Genomic DNA, 21,748 nt, shown 5'->3' with positions numbered 1-21,748 from the left:
CTATGACAAAAAGACTTTTTAAAATATTTTTTTTTACCTGCTTACTAGCCTCTTTATTTTCTTGTGCTACTAGACAGAAATATATAGATCAGCAAAAAGCGTGTATTGGTAAAAGTATCCAAGGATATATAAAAGAGTTTGGTTACCCTCAAAATGTAATTAAAGTTGCACCAAACCCTGATGTTGAAACATATGTTTATATTAGAAAAGCTATAAATGCCGGCTCAATACAACAGGCTGGTAACCCTATGAATAGTTTAATTATGGCAAATAGAGATCCTCAATTTGTACAATTTGGAGCCTTAATGTGTACAACATGGGTATCTATAAATAAAAATACAAAAATCATCAAAAACATTACTTTTCGTGGAAACTACTGCGCAATAAACTAAAAATTAGGAAAATTAATGAACATTAAGCAAACATCAACCCCTTTAGTTATCGGTCTTGTTTCAACAGCTATTTGTTTTAGCTTTAGTTTTTTTACAAATGTTTTTAAGTATAATGGACTTGAGTTCTTTTATGCTTATATAGCTTTTTTAATATTGCTTTGCTATCCAATGAATTTAGTTGCAATACATTTACAAAAGACGTTACCTAACTTGGGTTCACATAGTAAATTAATCGCAAAAATCACTGGAACATCAAAACTTAAGCCTATTAGTATTCTACTTACTGGCACAGTGATAATTTTAGTCTCACTAGTAATGTTTAATATATCAACGTATGTTTTAGACTTTTTTGATAATATTCCAGCTATTGATAAACTTAGTGATGCAAGCTTAGAATTTAACTCAAATTTACCAATTTATTCGTCATTAACAGCTGTATTTATCATTATATTTATACTATTTATTTTGACTAGTTTTGAGAAGATAAATCTTAATAACCTACTTAAGACCACAGCTCACATATCTTTATATTTAGTTATAATTTTAATGTTAATGGTGATATATTTACCACAAAGTATAAATGGTATTCATGATTTTTTATTTCAATTAAATTATCAAAGTACTGAACAATTACGCAGCATGTTTGAACTAGCACTAATATATGCAATATTAAGTAACTTTATATCTATAGCATTTTATAAAAATTTAATAAATATTAATGATAATAACTATAAAAAACTTAAAGTAGCATCTTTCAAAAGTATTTTTTACAATATTGTTTTCTCATTTATTATATGTATAACTATATATTCAATTTTAGGTAACTATAGAACCTATTTACAACCTCATGAATCAATGCCTATAGAGTTAGTATTTCAAATCGTTAAAGCAAACTCTCCAACATATTATTTATTGCTTGAAGTTGTATTTATAACTCTAAATCTTGTAGTGTTTATATCTGCTTTAAAATACATTTATAGATTAGGAAACAATATCTATACAAAACTTATTTTCCTAATAATTCCTTTAATAATGACTATTAGCCTTATTGAAACAGGAATAGCATATATAGATTTTTCTGATATGTTCGGTCTACATCTTTTAATAATATTTTTATTTTTATTTGATGTTTTCATCATTGGTTGGATTTATGATGCGCAAAAATTGAGCTATGAAATCCTTAAACATACTAACATAAAGCTTTCTCCTCTATTTAATATAATTCTACGCATAGTGATTCCTTTCATTTGTATATTTGTAACTATTGGCTATATATTTTTACCAATGTCAATAATGTGGCAATTCATTGCTACTATTACATGTATAATTATATATATTATAAAAGGAAGCATTTTTAGTAACATACTTAACCAGAGAAAATTTTAGAATGTTCTTTAATAAAAAAATTAATCAAAATGACCTAAAAAAAGCTGCTGCTATTGAGGCTGCAAAATATATAAAATCAGAAATCACTTTAGGAGTGGGTACTGGTAGTACGGTTGGTTTTCTTATAGAAGAACTAGTAAACTACAAAGATAAAATAAAAATTGTAGTGTCAAGTTCTGAAGACTCAACAAAGAAACTTAAAGAACTAGGCTTTGAAGTTGTTGATCTTAACTATGCTGGAAAAATTGATTTATATATTGATGGTGCAGATGAGTGCAATAATCATAAAGAACTTATCAAAGGTGGTGGAGCTGCTCTTACTCGTGAGAAAATATGTGTTGCAGCCTCAAAAGAATTTATTTGCATAATTGATGAATCTAAAAAAGTTAGTACTCTTGGAGAATTTCCGCTCCCTGTTGAAGTTATCCCAATGGCTAGAAGCTATGTTGCTAGAGAAATTGTTAAGCTAGGCGGCCAACCCGTTTATAGAGAACAAACAATCACAGATAATGGCAATGTCATCTTAGATGTATTTAATCTAAAAATAGATAACCCTCTAAAAATTGAAACTAAATTAAATCAAATCACAGGTGTTGTAACTAATGGTATTTTTGCATTAAAACCAGCAGATACTGTAATTATGGCTAAGAAAAATGGAGAGATTGAAACTCTCTAAATTTAAATACATTGATCATACCCTCCTATTTGGGACACTTAGGTGTTAAGAAAAGGAGACAAGATGAGATATACAAAAGAGTTTAAAGATGAAGCTGTTAAATTATGTTTACAACCAGATGCAAATAGACGATAAATAGCAGATAATTTAGGGGTTAAATATAAAACCATTTGCAGTTGGATATCCAAAGCCATGTCAAACCCTCAGAAAGAAATAAAGATAGATTATAAAACGCAGTACCAGCAACTATCTTTTGAAAATACTGATTTGAAGAAAAAACTCAAACAGGCAGAAACAGAGCGTGAAATACTAAAAAAGTCAGCAGCGTACTTTGCAAAGCAAAATCTGTAAGGTACGCCTTTATTAAGGAGCATTATAAAGTTATGCCAGTAACAACACTATGTAAATCTTTGAATGTGAGCACATCTTCATATTACAGATGGATTCATAAACCTATAGGTAAAAGGCAATGCTGAACTAGATGATGCTATTTTAATGAACATAAATCTAGATATGGAAGTGTTAGGATATACAAAGAGCTTAAAGATATGGGTTGGAAAGTTACTCAACCTAGAGTATCTAAACGTATGAAATTACTTGGTTTACATGCTAAAGCGGCTCGTAAGCATAAGAAAACTACAGATTCTAACCACAACAAACATGTTTATGATAATTTATTAGAACAAAACTTCACTGCTTTATCTGTAAATCATAGGTGGGTTACAGATATAACTTATGTACCTACACAAGAGGGGTGGCTGTATCTTTGTGTGATTATAGATTTATTCTCAAGATCAGTTATTGGTTGGGCAATGGATTCTAGGATGAAAGCGGATTTAGTTTGTAATGCTTTAAATATGGCATTCTTTAGAAGAAATTTTCCTAGTGGTGTGATTATACACTCTGATAAAGGGTCACAGTACTGTAGCAAACAATATCAAGACATTATTAAAGAACACTGGCTACTATCAAGTATGAGCTCTAAAGGATGCTGTTACGATAATGCTGCTTGTGAAAGTTTCTTTGGAACTTTAAAAGTAGAGTTAGTACATGATGAAAGATATAAAACTAGAGAAGAAGCTAAACTATCAATATTTGAATATATTGAAGCTTACTATAATACAAAAAGGAGACATTCTACAATAAATTATATGACTCCATATCAATTTGAATATATAATGGAAAATGAAGTAGTAAACTGTCCCAAATTGACGGGGTAGATCACTAAAATCAGTAGCTTTTTCTGGGGACATTATAAGTATAAAATTTAAGCATAACTGGTATTAGAGACATTACTCCTAATATACCCAAAGCTAGCACAAATCTATAGTCAACAAAGTTATTAGCGCTATTTTCTAGTATTACATTTTTTAGGTGTACACCAAACCAAACATATATAAATGTGAAAGGTATTATCCCAATCAGAGTTGTAAAAAAGAAAATACTATTTTTAACTTTTAATATAGCTGCTAAAACATTAGGTATAAAGAAAGGAATTGGTATTAATCTAACAACAAATAAAACTAAAATAGGATGATTAAGTACAAGGGATTTAAACTTAGAAACAACCTTGATTTTTGAGTTACTAGAATTCTCACCCCAACTATATTTTATAATCAAAAAAGTAAACATTGCTCCAATAGTAGCTGATATTAGAGATACTACAAAACCTAATAATAAACCGAATAAAAGCCCTCCTAATAATTTTAGAAAAGGCTTAATCGGGATGGAGAAAAAAACAGCTATTACATATATCACAGCATATATAAAAATAGACATTAGCAGATGTTCACTAACATATAAATCTGCTTTATCATATGCTATTTGTAGTTCTTTAAAATCGAAGTATTTATAGCCATTTAAAATAAAAAACAAAAAAATTCCAGAACTAAAAAAAATTATAAGGGATAATCTTTTGATGAGTAAGGGATTTAAGTGTTTCACTTAAGTTTTGAAATTTAGAATTAATATTATATAGATTATTATTAAGCTAAAGCAGCTTTTGCTTTTTCTACAACTGTAGCAAATGCATCTTTGTTATATACAGCTAATTCAGCTAATACTTTTCTATCTAGCTCAACACCAGCTTTGTTTAAGCCATTGATTAATTGACTATAGCTAATATCGTGTTGCCTAGCAGCAGCATTAATACGAACAATCCAAAGTGATCTGAATGTTCTTTTCTTAACTTTACGGTCTCTATAAGCATATTGACCTGCTTTAATCACAGCTTGCTTCGCTACTCTATATACTCTTGAACGAGCACCGTAATAACCTTTAGCTTGCTTTAAAACCTTCTTATGACGTGCACGTGCTGTTACGCCTCTTTTTACTCTTGACATAATTTAATTTCCACTTTAAAAATTGATAAATAAATCTACACTCAACATTATGCGTATGGCATTTGCTGAACTAAGCTAGGTGTGTCAACCTTAGCTACTTGATTCATACCTCTTAAATGACGCTTTCTTTTAGTTGTCATTTTAGTATTAATATGAGCACGATTTGCACAACGATGTTTGAAACCGCCCTTACCAGTCTTTTTAAAGCGCTTAGCAGCACCACTTTTAGTTTTTAACTTTGGCATTTTTTAATACTCCGCATTGTATTATTGTTATTTTATTTGCTACTTTTTCTTTGGTCCTAAGACCATAATCATCTGACGACCTTCCATTTTAGGTTGGTGTTCCACCACACCGTATTCAGTAGCATCCTTTGCCATACGCTTAAGCATTTCCATACCTAGCTCTTTATGTGACATTTCTCTACCTCTGAACCTAAGCGTGACTTTTACTTTATCGCCTTTTTCTAAGAACTTTATCAGGTTGCGTAGTTTTACCTGGTAGTCCCCTACATCAGTCACAGGTCTAAGCTTTACTTCTTTTACCTGTGTCTGTTTTTGGTTTTTTTTAGCTTGTGCTTTTTTCTTACCTTGTTCAAATAAGTATTTACCATAGTCCATCAAACGACAAACGGGTGGTTTAGCATTTGCTACCATTTCAACCAAATCAACATTAGCCTCTTCAGCTAATGCTAAAGCCTCATTGATCGATACAATTCCTATTTGTTCTCCATCAATACCAACTAGACGCACCTCTTTAGCTTTAATCTGCTCATTAATAGGTGCTTTTTTATCCGTCTTAATAACTTTTTTCCTCCACAGAAATTATTATTTCTTAGCTTCAATTTGTTTCTTTAAAAAAACACAAAAATCTTCCACAGACATCTGCCCTAGAGTTTCACCATTGTGTTTCCTTATATTTACAACCTTTTGCTCTTGCTCATTTTTACCAAGGATAACAAGGTAAGGAACACGTAAAAGAGTATGCTCACGTATTTTAAACCCTATTTTCTCATTTCTCAAGTCTATTTTTGTGCGAATACCATTTTTTTCTAACGTTTCAAAAACTTCTTTACAATACTCATCTTGATAATTACTAATACCAGTTACAACTACCTGAGTTGGAGTTAGCCATAATGGTAGATTTCCAGCATAATGCTCTATAAGCATACCAATAAACCTTTCTAAAGATCCAACTATTGCTCTGTGTAACATTACAGGGACTTGTTTCTCGCTATTTTTATCAATATAAGTAGCTCCTAATCTTTGAGGCATAGAAAAATCTAATTGTATTGTTCCACATTGCCAGCTTCTACCTATAGCATCTTTTAAATGAAATTCTACCTTAGGACCATAAAATGCACCTTCACCTGGCAACAACTCATAATGAACATTATTAGCTTCTAAAGCATTTTTAAGCATTTGTTCAGATTTATCCCAAATCTCATCATCACCTATTCTATTATCTGGTCTTAGGGCAATTTTGACATCAAAATCATTAAAGCCAAAATCTTTATAAACTTCAAAACACTGTCTAACCATCAAAATAACTTCTTCTTCAACCTGCTCTGGTGTACAAAAAGCATGTCCATCATCTTGAGTAAAACTTCTTACTCTTAGTAAGCCATGCAAAGATCCAGATGGCTCATTTCTATGAACTATACCAAACTCAGCCATTCTTATAGGTAGGTCTCTATAACTATGAAGTTTAGTATTATAAACCTGCACACAAGTCGGACAATTCATCGGTCTAATTGCAAAATCTCTATTTTCAGATTTTGTTGCAAACATATTTTCAGCATATTTAGATGCATGGCCAGATTTTTCCCAAAGACTAAAATCTGCAATTAAAGGTGTTCTTATTTCACTACAGCCATATTTATTATTTGAAGCACGCATATAATCTTCTACTTGACGCCAAATCCTCACACCGTTATCATGCCAAAATGGTATTCCCGGTGAATCCTCTTGAAAATGAAATAAATCCAGAGCTTTACCAATTTTTCTATGATCACGTTTCTCTGCTTCTTCTAACATATGTAGATACTGTTCTAAGTCTTCTTTCGTTGCCCAGCAAGTTCCATAAATTCTAGTTAACATTTCATTATTAGAATCACCTCGCCAATATGCTCCAGCTAACTTTGTCAATTTAAATGCTTTTATTACTGATATGCTTGGAACATGCGGGCCTCGGCACAAATCACTAAATTCATCTTGAGTATAGATCTTAATTTGTTGATCATTAGGAATACTATCAATAATATCAACTTTATAATTCTCATCTTGATTTTTAAAAAACTCAACTGCTTTAGCTTTAGAGACAACTTTATAGCTAACTGGGGTAGCTTTTTTAGCAAGATCTCTCATTTTTTTCTCTATTTTTGGAAGATCTGACTCACCAATATTTTCTTTAAAAGAAAAATCATAATAAAAACCATTATCAACAACAGGACCTATAGTAACTTCTGTCTCAGGATATAGCTCTTTAACTGCATGGGCCAAAAGATGGGCACATGAGTGACGTAAGATTTCTAAACCTTCAGAATCTTTCGTTGTAATTAACTTTAGTTTACAGTCATTTTCAATTATATCTTTAGCATCTTTTAACTGATCATTTATATATACACCGACAGTTGCTTTAGCTAGACCAGGAGATATAGACTTTGCAATCTGTAATGAGTTAACCCCCTTTTCAAACTCTTTTATAGAACCATCTGGAAATGTAATATTTATCATATTTTTCTTCTTTTCTATTTAATATAAAATTACGCACAAGCTATATTATATGGTATATAGCAAACTATGTAAATTATTTATCAAGCCGGTAAATACTCTATTAAAACTCCTAATAGAAAAAAATATTGATTAAAATAAAAATCCAAAAACTTGTGCCTTGTTATTTTTTCATAGCCATTGTTAAAAATAACCAAACTATAAACCATTCAATTAATGGTAGATTTATATTGATAAGTAAAATTAATATTTATTTACAAATACCAACTTTTTTAAAAACTTATACGTATTAGGAGCTTATATGAAATTAAATAAAATCACATTATTAACAGGACTAGCATTATTAGCTAGTTCACAAGCTTATTCTCATGGATATGTTGAAAACCCTTCTTCGCGTGGCTATTTTTGTAATACTGGGCAAAATACAAATTGCGGTAATATTCAGTACGAGCCACAATCAATTGAAGCTGCTGATGGATTATTTAATAATGGTGGGCTTGATAATCAAATGGGATCAGCTGGAATTACTATAGCTTCTGCACTAAATGAACAAGAACAAAGCAGATGGGCAAAAACTATAGTATCATCTGGACAGCCGCTAAATATCAAATAGTATTTTATAGCAAACCATAGTTCAAAACATTTTAAATTTTATATAACTAAACCAGATTGGAATCCTGATGAATTACTAACTCGTGATAGTTTTGAAGATCAACCATTAAACTGTTATGATCCTCAACCTTTCTGGCAAGCTCCAGCACAACCAGGCAAAACTAAGGGGTTAACTCTTACTTGTACAATGCCAGAAAGATCAGGTTATCAAGTTATTATGGCAGAATGGGATGTACAAGACACAGATGCGAGCTTTTATAACCTAATAGATGTATATTTTACAAATGATGAGACAGCTGGCACAGTCATTCTTCCAGGCGAATCTAGTGGAGAAACTCCGACAGGCACACCAACATATAATCCCGGCAAAACATACCCAGATCCAGGCACAGAAGTAATATATGAAGGCAAAATTTATAAGAATAAATGATATGCTAATACAAACGAAATTCCTGGATAAAGTAGTGTATGGGAGTATGTAAGAGATCACGAAGAAGATTCTCCTACTAATCCAAATGATAGATACCCTATTGAAGCTGCTAAATTTAACATTAACCCTTTACATGTTAAAGATGGTGATATAATAAGCTTAGAATTATTTAAAACAGGTGGTGATGCTTTAGAGACAATAAAACTCTTAGATGTTCCTAAGAATATGACTCCTGAAACTCTTTTGACTACATTAACAGAAAAAATCAATGAAGTAAGTTCTGATCAGTTAAATGATGCTCTTATTGCTGGAGAAAAAATTCTGAAGGTGAGGTTGTTCCAAGCATAAATAATTTATTTATTTATCAAACTGCAGATAAGCCCTATAGCCAAGTTAACTTCCATCAATACATTGCTGACCATAATTTGGTAAATAAATTGCATTTGATGAATTTTAATAATGCGTACACTCTAGACTCTTCTGGAAATTTAAACATTAGTGCAAAGATAATGTCTCACAGTTCTGAAATTGTAAAAGTATCCGTGACATTGCAAGATAAAGACGGCAATAAAGTTTACAGACAAGATAATATTGAAATTGCACCTATGGATACTTACAACTTAAAAATGCAAGTTGAAGATTTATCAGCTGGAGATTATAACCTTATCATATCTAGCCAGCTACCTAGAGCACAAGCATGGCAAGAAAATCTAGATGTAACAATAAATGAATATAATGGTGAAACTGGAGAAGATATTTCTAAATATCCTGAATATAAAGAGAAGTCTGTATACAATAGTGGTGATGTTGTCAAAAACAATGGTCAGCTATATGAATGTAAAACAGGTGTTGCAGCATGGTGTTCTGGTGCATCTTGGGCATATGCTCCAGGCGTTGGTAGTGCTTGGGAGCAAGCATGGAGTACCTATGAAACAATTCATGAAGAGCATAATCATGGTGACAATAATAATTCTACTAATTTAGCAAATGTTGATATTGAAGCAAAAACCCCCTATTATCAAGTAAATTCTGATAATACTGTTACCGCACGTACTTGGTATAGTAATATTGGAACTATTGATTTAAACAAAAATCAGATAACTATAGTTCCATGGGACAAAGTTTCAAATAACAATAGTTCAGAATATGTTAAATGTCCTAAACCAAATGGTGACCAAACAAATATTCTGTACTTAGTTGAAGGTGATTTAAATAATGTTACATGTAAAATAAAATAATTTAAAAATTAAATTCTGATCTTAAGCTATAATATCTTTGTCAATCTACTTAAAATTTATAAAATAATTTTAATCGAAAAATCATAGATAGTTTTCGAGGAGTTAATTTATATACTTTAGTTATCCAACCTATCAAAGTCATCCTTATAAAGTACATGCATTGTAGCAACAACTTTGTTTGTATTATATAAACCTTGATAGCCATTCATTATAGCTTTACATTTATTATTATATTTGTCATTGCACAATCTTAAGTAATACTTACAAAAATCTAAAGATATCTTTGTATGCGTCTCGTATTCAATACCTTTTTTAGGATTATAGATTTTACAATAATCAAGATATTTTTCTGATGCATAAATATTAAATGAGAAAAAAAATAAAAAAATAGATATAAAATAATTTTTATTCAACATGACTTTTATAATCTTTTGGTTTCAAAAGATCATTCAATTCTTCACTGCTATTAATTTCTATTTCAAACATCCAACCATTTTTATAACAAGATTCATTTATAAGCTTAGGGTTGTTAACTAATTCTTCATTAACTCTCACAATCTGTCCAGACAATGGTGAATAAATATCTGACGCCGTTTTAACAGATTCTACAACACATACTTCATCATTCTTAGAATATTCTTGACCAACTTCTGGAAGATCAACATAAACAATTTCACCAAATTCATTTTGAGAGTAATCATCAATACCAACTCTTGCAATATTATCCTTAACTTCAATCCACTCATTAGATTCTGTATATAAATAACTGTTATTAATTTCTGACATATTTCCTCTTTAACAAAACAATATTTTTATTTTAGCTAATTGATGATAATAGCATAAAAATCCTTTAAAATTAATTTGTAAAAAACAAATTTCTAATCATTAAGCTCTATGAATCTTGAAAATAAAAATATTATCATTACTGCGGGTGGAACAGGTGGGCATATATATCCAGCTCTAGCTGTAGCTGAACTACTAAAACAAAATAAAGCAAATGTAACTTGGGTAGGAACACCTAATAGTATGGAAGCAAATATAGTTCCTGAGTACTTTAATATCCAATATATAAAATCATCTGGAGTTAGAAGAAAAGGAATAATAAAAAAAATTACATTTCCTATAAAGTTAATAATTAGCACAATTAAAGCTCGATCAATATTAAAAAAATTTAAAACAGACCTTGTTGTAGGATTTGGCGGATATGTGTCTGGGCCAATATGTCTCGCAGCTGTACAAAAAAAAATTCCTATCATAATACATGAGCAAAATGCGAGAATTGGCCTAACTAATCGGATCTTAGCTAAATTAGCCAATAAAATATGCTTAGCTTTTGATATAGATAATATCAAAGACTATTTATCTGAAAAACAATTAGCTAGAACAAAAGTTGTTGGTAACCCTGTAAGAAAAAATATCGTTGCTTTAAATGATAAAATTAAAAACTATTCTAGCCCACAACTAAAACTATTAATCCTTGGAGGTAGTCAAGGAGCCAAAGCAATAAATGAAATTATTCCGACTTTAATCACAAAAGCTCTTAATCAAAATATAGATATTAAAGTCTGGCACCAAACTGGTAAACTAACACTTGAACAAACTAAAGATAACTACAAAAATATCCCTGCAGAAAATATCAAAGATATTTCAGCATTTATTTTTGATGTGGCAGAAGCTTATGACTGGGCTGATTTAATAATATGTAGAGCTGGTGCGCTAACAGTATCAGAGTGTGCTGTTGCAGGCTTACCTACTATATTTATACCTTTACCATCAGCAGTAGATGATCACCAGTTTTTTAATGCTCAGAATATTGTTAAAAACAATGCAGGTTTTTGCTTAAGACAGCAAGAGATGACTTTAGAAAATTTAATCGATATAATAAGACCTCTAGCACAAAATAAAGCTCAACTTGAAAAAATATCACAAATTGCAAAAAAAACATTAGTAAAGAACTCAAGTGAACAAATATTAGAGTGTGTAAAAGAAATTTTAAATAAGAATAATTAAGGATCTAAAATGAATTTTGATATGTCAAAGCTAATGCAACAAGCTCAAAAAATGCAAGAACAAATGAAAAAATCTCAAGAACAGCGTGATAGTATAGAAGTTACCGGTGAGTCTGGTGCTGGTCTTGTAAAAATAGCAATGACTGGAAAATATGATGTTAAATCTGTAAATATAGATAGCTCATTAATGACTGAAGACAAAGAAATGTTAGAAGATCTAATTGCAGCTGCTATAAATAGTGCAGTTAAAAAAGTTGAAGAAAACTCTTCTTCTACAGATATTCAACAAATGGCAAAAGATGCTGGTATTGATTTGCCAAATGGTATGAACTTTCCTTTCAAATAATGAATAATAAAATATTCTCACCAAAAATTACAGCAGTAATAGAATCTTTGCGGAAATTGCCTACCATTGGTAAAAAATCATCACAAAGACTAGCTCTACACTTACTAGATAAATCTCCTGAGATAGCTATTGCTATTGCTAACTCACTTTTAGAAGCAACTCAAATAATTACAAAATGCCAGCAATGCCAAGCTTTAACAGAAAATACTATTTGTGATATCTGTAATAGCACAAACCGTAATGACACAAAACTATGTATAGTTGAAAGTATGTTGGATATGATAGCTATTGAAGAAGCTGGTTTTTTTAAAGGTAAATACTTCATATTAAATGGAAGAATCTCTCCTTTAGATGGAGTTGGTCCAAATGAGCTTAAATTAGATGTTTTGTCCCAAATTATTGCTTCTCGTGAAATTGATGAAATAATACTTGCAATAAGCCCTACAGTTGAAGGAGAAACTACTGCTCACTTTATTTCTCAAATGATTAATAGTGATATAAAAATTTCCCGAATTGGATTTGGTGTTCCTTTTGGAGGAGAATTAGAGTATCTAGATCAACAAACATTACTGCATGCATTTAATGCAAGAACTAATATTTAATCTTTATTCATATTAAGGATTCTTTCTACATTTTCACAAGTATCTATTTTCCTTATTAAACGAATTAACAAATAAAGTTCTCTTCTATTTCTAACAATCACAATAGATGCTAGTTTAGCATACCTATTATCTACAGATATCATATCAAAAGTTCTAATATCAACTCCTTCTCTAGCAAGGGTTGCTGTTATTTTTGCAATCGATCCTGGTATATTCTTAAGTGTAATAACAATCCGAGTTTTGAAGCTTGGGTCATCATCATTACTTACAAACCAGTCTGCTTCAATCTGCTTAGCATCTTCTCTTGTTAGCTTTGCATATAGTTCATTGCAACTTTTTCTATGCACTTCAACATTACCATCACCATTAACAATTCCTGTAATCTCATCATTTGGTATAGGCAGACAGCAATCCGCAATACGAGGATCATCTCCATACCTAATCTGTATTTTTGATACTGAAAATTTATTATAAGAATTACGCATATCATCAAAATATTTAGCAACAAACTCAATAAAATTATTTGGGTCTATTAACCCTAAACCTGTATCTAAATAAAAACGATTTATAGTATCAATACCCTCATAGTTAAACAAAGCTCCATCTATAATCTCATTTGGCACTTCTTTTAAATCCACATCTAATGATTTAAGTCTATCTTCAATGATCTCTTTACCTTTAATGTAGTCAGTGTTCTTATACTGTTGTTTCAAAAACTCTTTAATAGCTGACTTTGCACGGCCAGTTTCAACAAAATTCAACCAGCTAGGATTTGGATCAGCAACAGCTGAAGTAACTACTTCAACATGATCACCTTGTTTAAGCCTATAATTAAGAGGTACTACTTTTCTATTAACCCTTGCAGAAACACATTTATTTCCTATATCAGTATGAATAAAATAAGCAAAATCAACACACGTTGAGTTTATTGGTAATTCAACAATCTCTCCTTGAGGTGTAAAGACAAAAACATCGTTATTAAAGACATCAGCTTTAACATTCTCTAAAAACTCAACTGAGCTTGCGGTGTAAACATTAATATCAGATATTTTCTTAAGCCATCTTTGTAAGGCTTTATCCGTTTTTTCTTCTATCTTATAACTCCAGTGAGCCGCAATACCGTATTCGGCTTGACGATCCATTTGCTCAGTTTTGATTTGTATTTCTAAAGGAATATTATATGGCCCTGAAACAACTGTATGTATTGACCTATAAGCATTAGCTTTTGGTGTAGCTATATAATCCTTAAACCTCTGAGGAATTGGCTTATATAGTTCATGAACTTTCCCTAGAGCAACATAACAGTCAATTCTGCTAGGAACTATAACTTTATAAGCATACATATCCATAATTTCATCAAAAGAAATTCCTTTTTTACGCATCTTATTATAGATACTATACAAAGTTTTTTTTCTAGCTTTTATATCCTCTGGAGCAACTAATCCTCCTAGCTTTTCAACTAACATTTCTTTTACTTGATAAAAAACTTTTTCCTTATTTTTTTCTACTTTCTTTACCTTTTCTTCTAAAATATGATATCTATAAGGATGCATTCCTTCAAATGCAAGTGTTTCTAGTTGCTCTTTCAATGTATTAATACCTAATCTATGAGCTAGAGGAGCAAACACATCTAAAGTTTCTTTAGAGACCCTTCTTTTCTTCTCAGGCGTCAAGGGTGCTAAAGTTCGCATATTATGTAATCTATCAGCTAATTTTATGAAGATAACACTAACATCTTTCGTTACTGATAAAAGTAGTTTACGAAAATTCTCTGCCTGTTGCTCGACTTTATTTTTATGTCTAATCTGAGTAAGCTTTGTCACACCCTCTACAAGTTGAGCAACTTTTTCACCAAAGCGCTCTGATACATCTGCAGCTGTATACTCAGTATCTTCAACAATATCATGTAAAAGTGCTGCTATAATTGTGTCAACATCCATCCTAAGCTCAGCTAATATGCAGGCTACAGCGGCTGGATGGGTAAAGTAAGGCTCGCCTGAGCTTCGTACTTGGGTCTCATGAGCATCAGCACCAAATATAAAAGCTTGAGCTATTTTAAACCTTTCTTTATCTGGAAGATAATTAGAGATAAGTTTATTAAGTTCATAATAACAAAACATGCTAACTAAATAATTTATATATATTAGTTAAATAATAGATTGAAATAAAAATCAAAGCAATTTATAACTACTTTGTTTTAAAAGAAATTAGGTACTTTCTTGAGATAAAAGCCATAAATACTATCAAAGCAATATCAATTATTAATAATACTGCGGCTAAAGTCGTATTATATTTTTTCTGAGAAAAAACAGCTCCTTGCCCAGGTGGCACAACAGTAGTCGGGTTATATGCTAAATCATAATCTTTAATTATTGATGTATTTATATCCCTAACATTTATAATAGGAATATTCTCTTTCAAAAAATTAACCGCAACTGAGTTCACAGTTTTATACTCAGATGGTAGATGTTTTGTAACGCCCGCAGGGAAGCTACGCAACTTAATACTAGAATTAGAAGAATTATCTACTTTTTCTGTTTTTTTGTCTTTAGCTGTCTTGCTATCGGTATTTTTTTTATCTACTTTTTTTGTTTCAAGTTGTTTAAGACCTATAGATGCCATATTTCCACCAACATTTATATAAGCCTTAATTTTGTTATCACCTGCGGCTTTTTTATAAATTTCCATACGTCTCTTGATAGAAGTATTAGTAGCATCTTTATAAGGTATATTGATTACCTTATAATTATTTCTCTTTATTGCATTACTTAATTTTAAAATAGCCCTAGGAGTCATACCATAACCATTATCATGAGACCCACCTAAAGTTATACCTAAAACATTAAAATCTAATAATTTTTCCTCAACCAAATTATGATAAATATCAGGCCAAGTAAAATTTGGTCTATTTGCACCAAACTGAGATGCTCCAGCAGAAAAAATAATCAAAGGTTTTAATTTTAATGTTTTTATTGCTACTAGCATTGCTATATCTAAAGCCGGATAAGAACCTGTCTCTTGTATAGCAACAGTATCCCCCTCTTTTAGATTAAGCTGACTTAGCCAATCAACAAAAAGTGCAGACATATTAGGGTTTACTGAAGATCTTTTTGCATATAAGTCACCAGAGTCAGTAGTTATCTCTGTCATCGACAGGCCTATTAAACCAGTACAAGAAATGACACCCATTCTTTCACATAGGTATCCTTTTGACATAAAAAACCTTTCGGTTAGTTCAAATGCTTTATCTGTCACTTTTGCAGCTTGTAATTTCTGTGTATATCCTTTTGTTTCAACCACCAAGTTGCCCTCAACTATGTATAATGAAATAATCATAAATACTGTTAAAAACAAAATTATATAACGCGATAAAAATTTACGGTGCCAATACATCGTTCTCATACTATATTCCTACTATTTGAGGTCCAATTAAAACTATTAATAACAAACGTATAACAATAGAGGCTATCAATAAAGATCCTACTGTCTCAATAAGTCCCTGTCTATCTATAGATAAAGTAATAAGCCCTGGAATAATATACCCTATTACCTCAAGGTTATTAGAATAAAAACTAGTAGTTAAATATTGTGAGAATAACGTATTACATAAAGTTCCTAATATAAAAGATAACAACACTGTAATAGTAATTCTTCTTCTACCATATATAATCATAAACTTTGACATTAACCTAACTATACCAAATATTATTATTGATATTAAAATAGTGACTATAACCCTATCAGGAGCCCCCATTTCTAAAGCAAAATATCCAGGTACCACCATACCACCAGTAGATAAACCTAAAAGTGATACAAAAACAAGTCCTACTATAAGACCAATTCCTATCGAGAGCGTTAATGGATCCATATTTTCTCCTATTCATATCCTAAAAAAATTACAAATCATGTTTGTTTTTATGACTTTGATTACAATAATCTACTAAATCCATGCCTATATCTTTAATATTACCGACTCCCACAAGCATATAAGACTGAGCCTTTTGCACAGAGTAAATTTCCTCAATGATTGCTAGAGGTTTCATATCTTCACAAATGATAACTTCTGCAGTTTTTGTACCCAAAGATTTAGCATATTTTTTATAAAAAGATACAAACACCTCGGTTCCAGTACCAATAAGAGTAACTAAATCAGGCTTTTCCCAGCCCAGTATAGCTCCTGCTATTTGCTTAGATCTGTCTTCTCTATCTGCTCTACAATTTACAATAAGAACTTTTTTTTCACATTCTTGATATTTATCATAAAGCTTATCCCATAGTATTTTAGTAGAAACTGGATCATTAGCAGCAAAAGCATTAGCAAAATTCATTTCAGAATTTTTAATATCAAAATTATATTCAGTCATTGCTCCTGGATCTGGTGTTGCTTCCCACATTCCTTTAAGCGCAGTTTCTCGAGAAATTCCAAGATCATCTGTAACTTTTAGGGCTAAAGCAACGTTAATGTTAAATTCTGAGTATACAAATTTGTTAATTTCATCATCAGACACCCTCTCAGCATCATCAGCTGTAGCGGCTATTAATTGAGTATTTCTATCTTTACATGCATAATCAAAAAAGCCTAAATGAATATCTTCTGCTGTAAAATATTTAGAGTTTACAGGGACTGTTCCTGCTAATGCTTTGGCAACATCCCGCTCTGTTGGACCCATAACATCTAAATGATCGGGTCGAGCATTTGTCAATACACCATGTGTGGCTTTTATTAGCTTAAGTTCACATAAAGATTGCAGTAAAGGCTGTAATGCCATACATTCTATAATAATGGCGTCCGCGCCTGCTTTTTTTGCCTTAAACATAATTTTGACTTGTTCTGCAATATTACTAAAACCTATTCTAAAAACTGGAGTTTCTAAGCCATCAGCATCGATATACCTTGCTAAGGTTCCTGTAGTTTTTGCTACAGTCGTATACCCTCCAGCTCGAACCCCAGCAGCAATAAGTCTAGCAACACTAGATTTTCCCCTAGTTCCATTTACATGAATTCTAACTGGAATACTTTTAATACTAATATTATGAACTATATTCTCTATTATTAGATATATACATAAAACTACAAAAACACCTATAATCAACCAAAAATCCAAAGTAGCCACCCCATTACCTAAGACATCAATTGTAGTATAACATTAATTTTTTTATATAAAAAGTCTATAAATTATTTGTGTTTAAGCTCTAGTTAATTTCTAGTTTCAGGCATAAAATACACTATTGGAAGCATTATAATTGAAGCAGCGACTAATAACCATGCTGGTGCTTGCGAACTTCCCGTTAAAGCTACTAATGAGGTCGCAATAAAAGGCATCGTACCTCCAAAAAAAGAATTACCTATATTATAACTTAAAGCGTTACCACTATAACGGTATTTTGTTTTAAATAACTCGGGGGCAAAAGCTCCATAAGATCCCCAAATTGCCATTAAAGGAATGGTTAAGATGATCATTGAAATAATAAGATAAACTAATCCTTTATCCATTATCATAAAACTTAAATATGATAAGAAGATATAAGTAAATATAGAAAATTTTATTAAAGATTTTCGACCTATACAATCACTTAGAAAACCCCACAAAGGAGCTGAGAATGAAAAAAGTAAACTAAAAACTGTAACAATCGCTAAAGAATAAAACTCAGAATAATACAACTCAATAAAGTGCGACTGTAAATATGAAAGAATTAAATAATAAGTAATATTAGCATATGCTGATAACGCAATAGCAAAAAATAATGGCTTTATTTGTTTTCTAAACATTTCTCTAACAGGTGTAGCACATATTTGACCTTGAGCCTGTAACTCTTCAAAGGAGTAGCTCTCAGGTATAGACAATCTCATAAATAATGATACTATTGCTAAAACTAACCCTATGCCGTACCCTATTCTCCACCCCCATAAATTTAGAGTTTCTTGACTAAATATACCGAATATTAACATAGCAACTAAAGATGCTAAAAAAACCCCTGTGCCTGATGACATGGTTGCAAAGCTGGCAATAAATGCTCTTCGATTTGGCTTAGCGGATTCAATCATAAAAACCATCACACCACCATATGATCCGCCAATAGAGAATCCTTGAAGAAGCCTCATTAAGACCAATACTAACGGAGCTAGAATACCTATGTTGTTATATACAGGTAAGCAAGTTATAACAAACATTGGCACTATCATCATTACTATAGATAAAATTAAGGCTTTTTTTCTACCAAACCTATCACCAAAGCTTCCCATCACAACACTTCCCACAGGACCCATAAAAAATCCAGCTGCAAAAACTCCAAAAGTCATTAATATAGCAGTATACCTACCGACATCTGGAAAGAAAATCTCGGCGATAATAGGTGTCAAATATGCAAAAAGCATAAAATCATACCATTCTACTATAGTGCTAGCTGAAGCAAAGAAGACATGTTTCTTTGAGAGTTTACTCATTAAATCAAAATTATAAAGTATGTAAAGAATGTACTTTATACCGTGACAACTTTCTTTGCAAGAGATTTCAAATCGAAATAAATAATAAAGTATGCTTATATGGGATTCAAACAATACATATCAAACCATTTATCAATAAAGAACTATATTCTTAAAAACCATTTTAGGATACGAAAGAAGATATACTAGAAACAAAGTACTATCATGTTTTAATATTCTTATTAGTTAAGATGCTAACTGTAATATTGGTGGTGGAAAAGAACCACTAGAAACTTGAATAAGCCCATAACTAAAACTTGTTGAAACTAAACTTAAAATTACTGCCGCTGTTAATATTATTTTTTTCATTTTGATAATCTTTTATATAAACTTAAATTTTATGTTTCTATTATGAATCTTTAGATTAAAAAAGTTAAATATATAGTTTTTATAGATTCAATAATATTAACTTATGCAAGATAGAATTTTATAACTTATAAATAATATAAAGCTTTCTTTTTTGTAGATTTAAGTATATAAATAAGTAATGTGAATAAGCATGCAAAAATGACCCCTTTTAGGGGCAAATAAGCACCGAAAAATGCCCTCCCTGAGGTGGTAAACTACCCTACATTTTTTATAAATATAGGGCTTAAATTAAGGTGATAAAAATGGATAAAAAAACAGCCATTTTAGTAATGCGTCGTGAAGGCAATTCAATAAGTGAAATATGTGATCTATCCTGCTAATTTGGGACAGTTGTTAACTTCATTCTTCATTATAATTCAAAGTGACTAGGAGTCATGTAATTCATAGTTGAATGCTTCCTTTTAGTATTATAATAAGCCTCAATATATTCAAAGATTGAAGATTTAGCCTCATCTCTAGTTTTATATTTTTCATCATGCACTAACTCTACCTTTAGAGTTCCAAAGAAGCTTTCACAAGCAGCATTATCATAACAGCATCCTTTAGAGCTCATACTAGATAATAACCAATTATCACTTATGAGATTTTGAAATTTCTCTGAGCAATACTGTGTACCTCTATCAGAATGAATAATAACACCGGTAGGAAAATCTCTTCTAAATAAGGCCATATTTAAAGTATTACATACTAGCTCTGCTTTCATTCTTTTATCCATTGACCAACCTATAACTACTCTTGAAAATAAATCTATAATTACACACAAATATAGCCATCCTTCTTGGGTAGGGATATAAGTAATATCAGTAACCCATTTCTGATTAATATCTTGAGCATCAAAATCCTGATCAAGTAAATTACCCGCTACTTTCTTGTCATGATCAGAATTTGTTGTAACTTTGTATTTCTTACTTGCTTTAGCCTGTAAACCTAATAATTTAATACGTTTTGATACCCTCGGTTGTATTACTTTCCAGCCTTTATCTTTTAAATTCCCTATAAATCCTAACAGAACCATATCTAGATTTGTGATCATTAAATATTTGCATAATAGCCAGATCCAAATCATAGTCATTTAGTTGCCTTTTACCTATAGGATTATCTATCCACCTATAGTAAGCAGAAGTGCTTACTCCCAAAGTCTTGCATAATGTTGTTATAGCCATAACATCTCTATGACTTTGTATAAAGGCATACCTTACGTATTTGGGTTTGCAAAGTATGCCGCTGCCTTTTTTAGAATCTCTCGCTCTGTTTCTGCTTTCTTAAGTTTCTTTTTTAGCTCTGCATTCTCTGATATTAGATTTTGATATTGAGTTTTATAATCAATCTTTTTATCTTGTGTAGTAGATTTTGACATGTAGCTGGTTATCCATGTACAGAGTGTTTTATAATTTATTCCTAGATTATCTGCTATTTCTTTACGATTTGCATCTTCCGCTAAGCATAACTGCACTGCTTGATCCATAAATTCTTCTGGGTATCTTTTGTAAGCCATGTCTCTCTCCTTTTCCTGACATCAAAAGTGTCCCAAATTGACGGGGGAGATCATTTAGAAAATTATATAGTATTTGAGATTCCGCTGATAGGTGGAAGAGATTTCTACACATCAAAAGTCCCAATCCATCACTAATACGATAATCGCCACTCTTAGCTTTAAGACTATTTATTTTAGATACAGTAAGTTTTCCCGCCATATAGTTATACCTGAAGCATTCATTATTTTAAGTATATGAATCTAGGATACACTTTTGTCTAGGTTTAAATGATAAATAATGGTACGCTCTGATACAAGTAATTAGCTGTAAGTATTGATTTTATTAGGGTTATGAGATGATTTGAGATGTGTTAAAACACTCAAATGGTGCGGACGGGGAGACTCGAACTCCCACAGTTTTACCCGCTGGAACCTAAATCCAGTGCGTCTACCAATTTCGCCACGTCCGCAATATCTGGGGTGATTGATGGGACTTGAACCCACGACAACCGGAATCACAATCCGGGGCTCTACCAACTGAGCTACAACCACCATTACAAATTGCCATAATTATGTAATGGCACGTCCGGCAGGATTCGAACCTGCTACCCTCGGCTTAGAAGGCCGATGCTCTATCCAGATGAGCTACGGACGCA

General features: G+C 31.4%; 25 protein-coding genes, 3 tRNA genes and 1 pseudogene. 10 read left to right on the top strand and 19 right to left on the bottom strand.

The window, feature by feature from the left end; genetic code table 11:
• The first annotated feature begins 2 nt into the window (after positions 1–2).
• The 5 genes from CDV26_RS03935 (at position 3) to CDV26_RS03920 (ending at position 3,674) form a co-directional block, all read left to right on the top strand.
• A complete protein-coding gene (locus tag CDV26_RS03935; protein WP_088772178.1) occupies positions 3–392 on the top strand; it encodes a hypothetical protein in 390 nt (129 codons plus the stop codon).
• A 15-nt stretch (positions 393–407) separates the two neighbouring features.
• Complete coding sequence (locus CDV26_RS03930; protein WP_088772177.1) at positions 408–1,778, top strand: hypothetical protein; 1,371 nt, start codon at positions 408–410, stop codon at positions 1,776–1,778.
• 1 nt (position 1,779) lies between these two features.
• Complete coding sequence (gene rpiA, locus CDV26_RS03925) at positions 1,780–2,454, top strand: ribose-5-phosphate isomerase RpiA (RefSeq protein ID WP_088772176.1); 675 nt, start codon at positions 1,780–1,782, stop codon at positions 2,452–2,454.
• Positions 2,455–2,646: 192 nt separating this feature from the next.
• The gene (locus CDV26_RS11970) at positions 2,647–2,805 is read left to right on the top strand and encodes a hypothetical protein (protein ID WP_157671347.1); all 159 of its coding nucleotides are present in this window, start codon (positions 2,647–2,649) and stop codon (positions 2,803–2,805) included.
• Positions 2,806–3,002: 197 nt separating this feature from the next.
• Complete coding sequence (locus tag CDV26_RS03920) at positions 3,003–3,674, top strand: IS3 family transposase (RefSeq protein WP_088772175.1); 672 nt, start codon at positions 3,003–3,005, stop codon at positions 3,672–3,674.
• Between the two features lie 10 nt (positions 3,675–3,684).
• On the opposite strand, the gene CDV26_RS03915 is transcribed toward CDV26_RS03920, so the two are convergent.
• Genes CDV26_RS03915 through thrS form a run of 5 tightly spaced genes read right to left on the bottom strand, consistent with a single transcriptional unit; the run spans position 3,685 to position 7,531 of the window.
• Positions 3,685–4,398: a TVP38/TMEM64 family protein gene (locus CDV26_RS03915; protein WP_088772174.1), complete on the bottom strand. Its 714-nt coding sequence runs from the start codon at positions 4,396–4,398 to the stop codon at positions 3,685–3,687.
• Positions 4,399–4,439: 41 nt separating this feature from the next.
• Positions 4,440–4,796 (bottom strand): 50S ribosomal protein L20, encoded by a 357-nt coding sequence (gene rplT / locus CDV26_RS03910; RefSeq protein ID WP_088772173.1) that lies wholly within the window; start codon positions 4,794–4,796, stop codon positions 4,440–4,442.
• Between the two features lie 47 nt (positions 4,797–4,843).
• Positions 4,844–5,041, bottom strand: a complete 198-nt coding sequence (rpmI, locus tag CDV26_RS03905; RefSeq protein ID WP_088772172.1) for a 50S ribosomal protein L35 — start codon at positions 5,039–5,041, stop codon at positions 4,844–4,846.
• 39 nt (positions 5,042–5,080) lie between these two features.
• Positions 5,081–5,617, bottom strand: a complete 537-nt coding sequence (gene infC / locus CDV26_RS03900; RefSeq protein ID WP_088772171.1) for a translation initiation factor IF-3 — start codon at positions 5,615–5,617, stop codon at positions 5,081–5,083.
• Between the two features lie 6 nt (positions 5,618–5,623).
• Positions 5,624–7,531 carry a threonine--tRNA ligase gene (thrS, locus tag CDV26_RS03895; protein ID WP_088772170.1) on the bottom strand — a complete coding sequence of 636 codons (1,908 nt, stop codon included), beginning with the start codon at positions 7,529–7,531 and terminating at the stop codon, positions 5,624–5,626.
• Between the two features lie 298 nt (positions 7,532–7,829).
• Between thrS and CDV26_RS12900 the strand changes: the two are divergent.
• Positions 7,830–8,570, top strand: a pseudogene (locus CDV26_RS12900) (lytic polysaccharide monooxygenase).
• A 56-nt stretch (positions 8,571–8,626) separates the two neighbouring features.
• Here CDV26_RS12900 and CDV26_RS11955 read toward each other — a convergent pair.
• Positions 8,627–8,839, bottom strand: a complete 213-nt coding sequence (locus CDV26_RS11955; protein ID WP_157671434.1) for a hypothetical protein — start codon at positions 8,837–8,839, stop codon at positions 8,627–8,629.
• Between the two features lie 177 nt (positions 8,840–9,016).
• Between CDV26_RS11955 and CDV26_RS13940 the strand changes: the two genes are divergently transcribed.
• Entirely contained in the window at positions 9,017–9,808 is a 792-nt protein-coding gene (locus CDV26_RS13940; RefSeq protein ID WP_088772169.1) for a hypothetical protein, read from the top strand.
• 116 nt (positions 9,809–9,924) lie between these two features.
• On the opposite strand, the gene CDV26_RS13805 is transcribed toward CDV26_RS13940, so the two are convergent.
• Complete coding sequence (locus CDV26_RS13805) at positions 9,925–10,224, bottom strand: hypothetical protein (protein ID WP_088772168.1); 300 nt, start codon at positions 10,222–10,224, stop codon at positions 9,925–9,927.
• A complete protein-coding gene (gene gcvH / locus CDV26_RS03875) occupies positions 10,214–10,594 on the bottom strand; it encodes a glycine cleavage system protein GcvH (protein WP_088772167.1) in 381 nt (126 codons plus the stop codon). The genes CDV26_RS13805 and gcvH overlap by 11 nt, the downstream gene beginning before the upstream one ends.
• Positions 10,595–10,702: 108 nt before the next feature.
• Between gcvH and murG the strand changes: the two genes are divergently transcribed.
• The 3 genes from murG to recR are packed head-to-tail and all read left to right on the top strand — an operon-like array spanning position 10,703 to position 12,765.
• Positions 10,703–11,818, top strand: a complete 1,116-nt coding sequence (gene murG / locus CDV26_RS03870) for an undecaprenyldiphospho-muramoylpentapeptide beta-N-acetylglucosaminyltransferase (RefSeq protein WP_088772166.1) — start codon at positions 10,703–10,705, stop codon at positions 11,816–11,818.
• 9 nt (positions 11,819–11,827) lie between these two features.
• Positions 11,828–12,163, top strand: a complete 336-nt coding sequence (locus CDV26_RS03865; protein WP_088772165.1) for a YbaB/EbfC family nucleoid-associated protein — start codon at positions 11,828–11,830, stop codon at positions 12,161–12,163.
• Positions 12,163–12,765 carry a recombination mediator RecR gene (gene recR, locus CDV26_RS03860; RefSeq protein ID WP_088772164.1) on the top strand — a complete coding sequence of 201 codons (603 nt, stop codon included), beginning with the start codon at positions 12,163–12,165 and terminating at the stop codon, positions 12,763–12,765. The genes CDV26_RS03865 and recR overlap by 1 nt, the downstream gene beginning before the upstream one ends.
• On the opposite strand, the gene CDV26_RS03855 is transcribed toward recR, so the two are convergent.
• The 11 genes from CDV26_RS03855 to CDV26_RS03805 all read right to left on the bottom strand — a co-directional run bounded on the left by CDV26_RS03855 (position 12,762) and on the right by CDV26_RS03805 (position 21,747).
• Positions 12,762–14,885 carry a RelA/SpoT family protein gene (locus CDV26_RS03855; RefSeq protein WP_088772163.1) on the bottom strand — a complete coding sequence of 708 codons (2,124 nt, stop codon included), beginning with the start codon at positions 14,883–14,885 and terminating at the stop codon, positions 12,762–12,764. The genes recR and CDV26_RS03855 overlap by 4 nt on opposite strands.
• A gap of 67 nt (positions 14,886–14,952) precedes the next feature.
• Positions 14,953–16,167: a poly-gamma-glutamate system protein gene (gene pgsW / locus CDV26_RS03850; RefSeq protein ID WP_088772162.1), complete on the bottom strand. Its 1,215-nt coding sequence runs from the start codon at positions 16,165–16,167 to the stop codon at positions 14,953–14,955.
• Between the two features lies 1 nt (position 16,168).
• A complete protein-coding gene (pgsC, locus tag CDV26_RS03845) occupies positions 16,169–16,633 on the bottom strand; it encodes a poly-gamma-glutamate biosynthesis protein PgsC (protein WP_088772161.1) in 465 nt (154 codons plus the stop codon).
• A 28-nt stretch (positions 16,634–16,661) separates the two neighbouring features.
• Positions 16,662–17,879, bottom strand: a complete 1,218-nt coding sequence (gene pgsB, locus CDV26_RS03840) for a poly-gamma-glutamate synthase PgsB (protein WP_088772160.1) — start codon at positions 17,877–17,879, stop codon at positions 16,662–16,664.
• 83 nt (positions 17,880–17,962) lie between these two features.
• Entirely contained in the window at positions 17,963–19,210 is a 1,248-nt protein-coding gene (locus tag CDV26_RS03835) for an MFS transporter (RefSeq protein ID WP_088772159.1), read from the bottom strand.
• 225 nt (positions 19,211–19,435) lie between these two features.
• Positions 19,436–19,558, bottom strand: a complete 123-nt coding sequence (locus CDV26_RS13520) for a hypothetical protein (RefSeq protein WP_088772158.1) — start codon at positions 19,556–19,558, stop codon at positions 19,436–19,438.
• A gap of 409 nt (positions 19,559–19,967) precedes the next feature.
• Positions 19,968–20,651 carry an IS3 family transposase gene (locus tag CDV26_RS03825; protein WP_157671432.1) on the bottom strand — a complete coding sequence of 228 codons (684 nt, stop codon included), beginning with the start codon at positions 20,649–20,651 and terminating at the stop codon, positions 19,968–19,970.
• 162 nt (positions 20,652–20,813) lie between these two features.
• A complete protein-coding gene (locus tag CDV26_RS03820) occupies positions 20,814–21,113 on the bottom strand; it encodes a transposase (protein ID WP_088772156.1) in 300 nt (99 codons plus the stop codon).
• Between the two features lie 364 nt (positions 21,114–21,477).
• Positions 21,478–21,562, bottom strand: a tRNA-Leu gene (locus tag CDV26_RS03815).
• A 6-nt stretch (positions 21,563–21,568) separates the two neighbouring features.
• Positions 21,569–21,644, bottom strand: a tRNA-His gene (locus CDV26_RS03810).
• 26 nt (positions 21,645–21,670) lie between these two features.
• Positions 21,671–21,747 (bottom strand) — tRNA-Arg (locus CDV26_RS03805).
• Position 21,748 lies beyond the last annotated feature (1 nt).

This window comes from Francisella halioticida (genome assembly GCF_002211785.1).
Lineage (GTDB): Bacteria > Pseudomonadota > Gammaproteobacteria > Francisellales > Francisellaceae > Francisella > Francisella halioticida.
The sequence above is the reverse complement of the archived record's forward strand: the minus strand, read 5'-3'. Positions and strand labels throughout refer to the sequence as shown.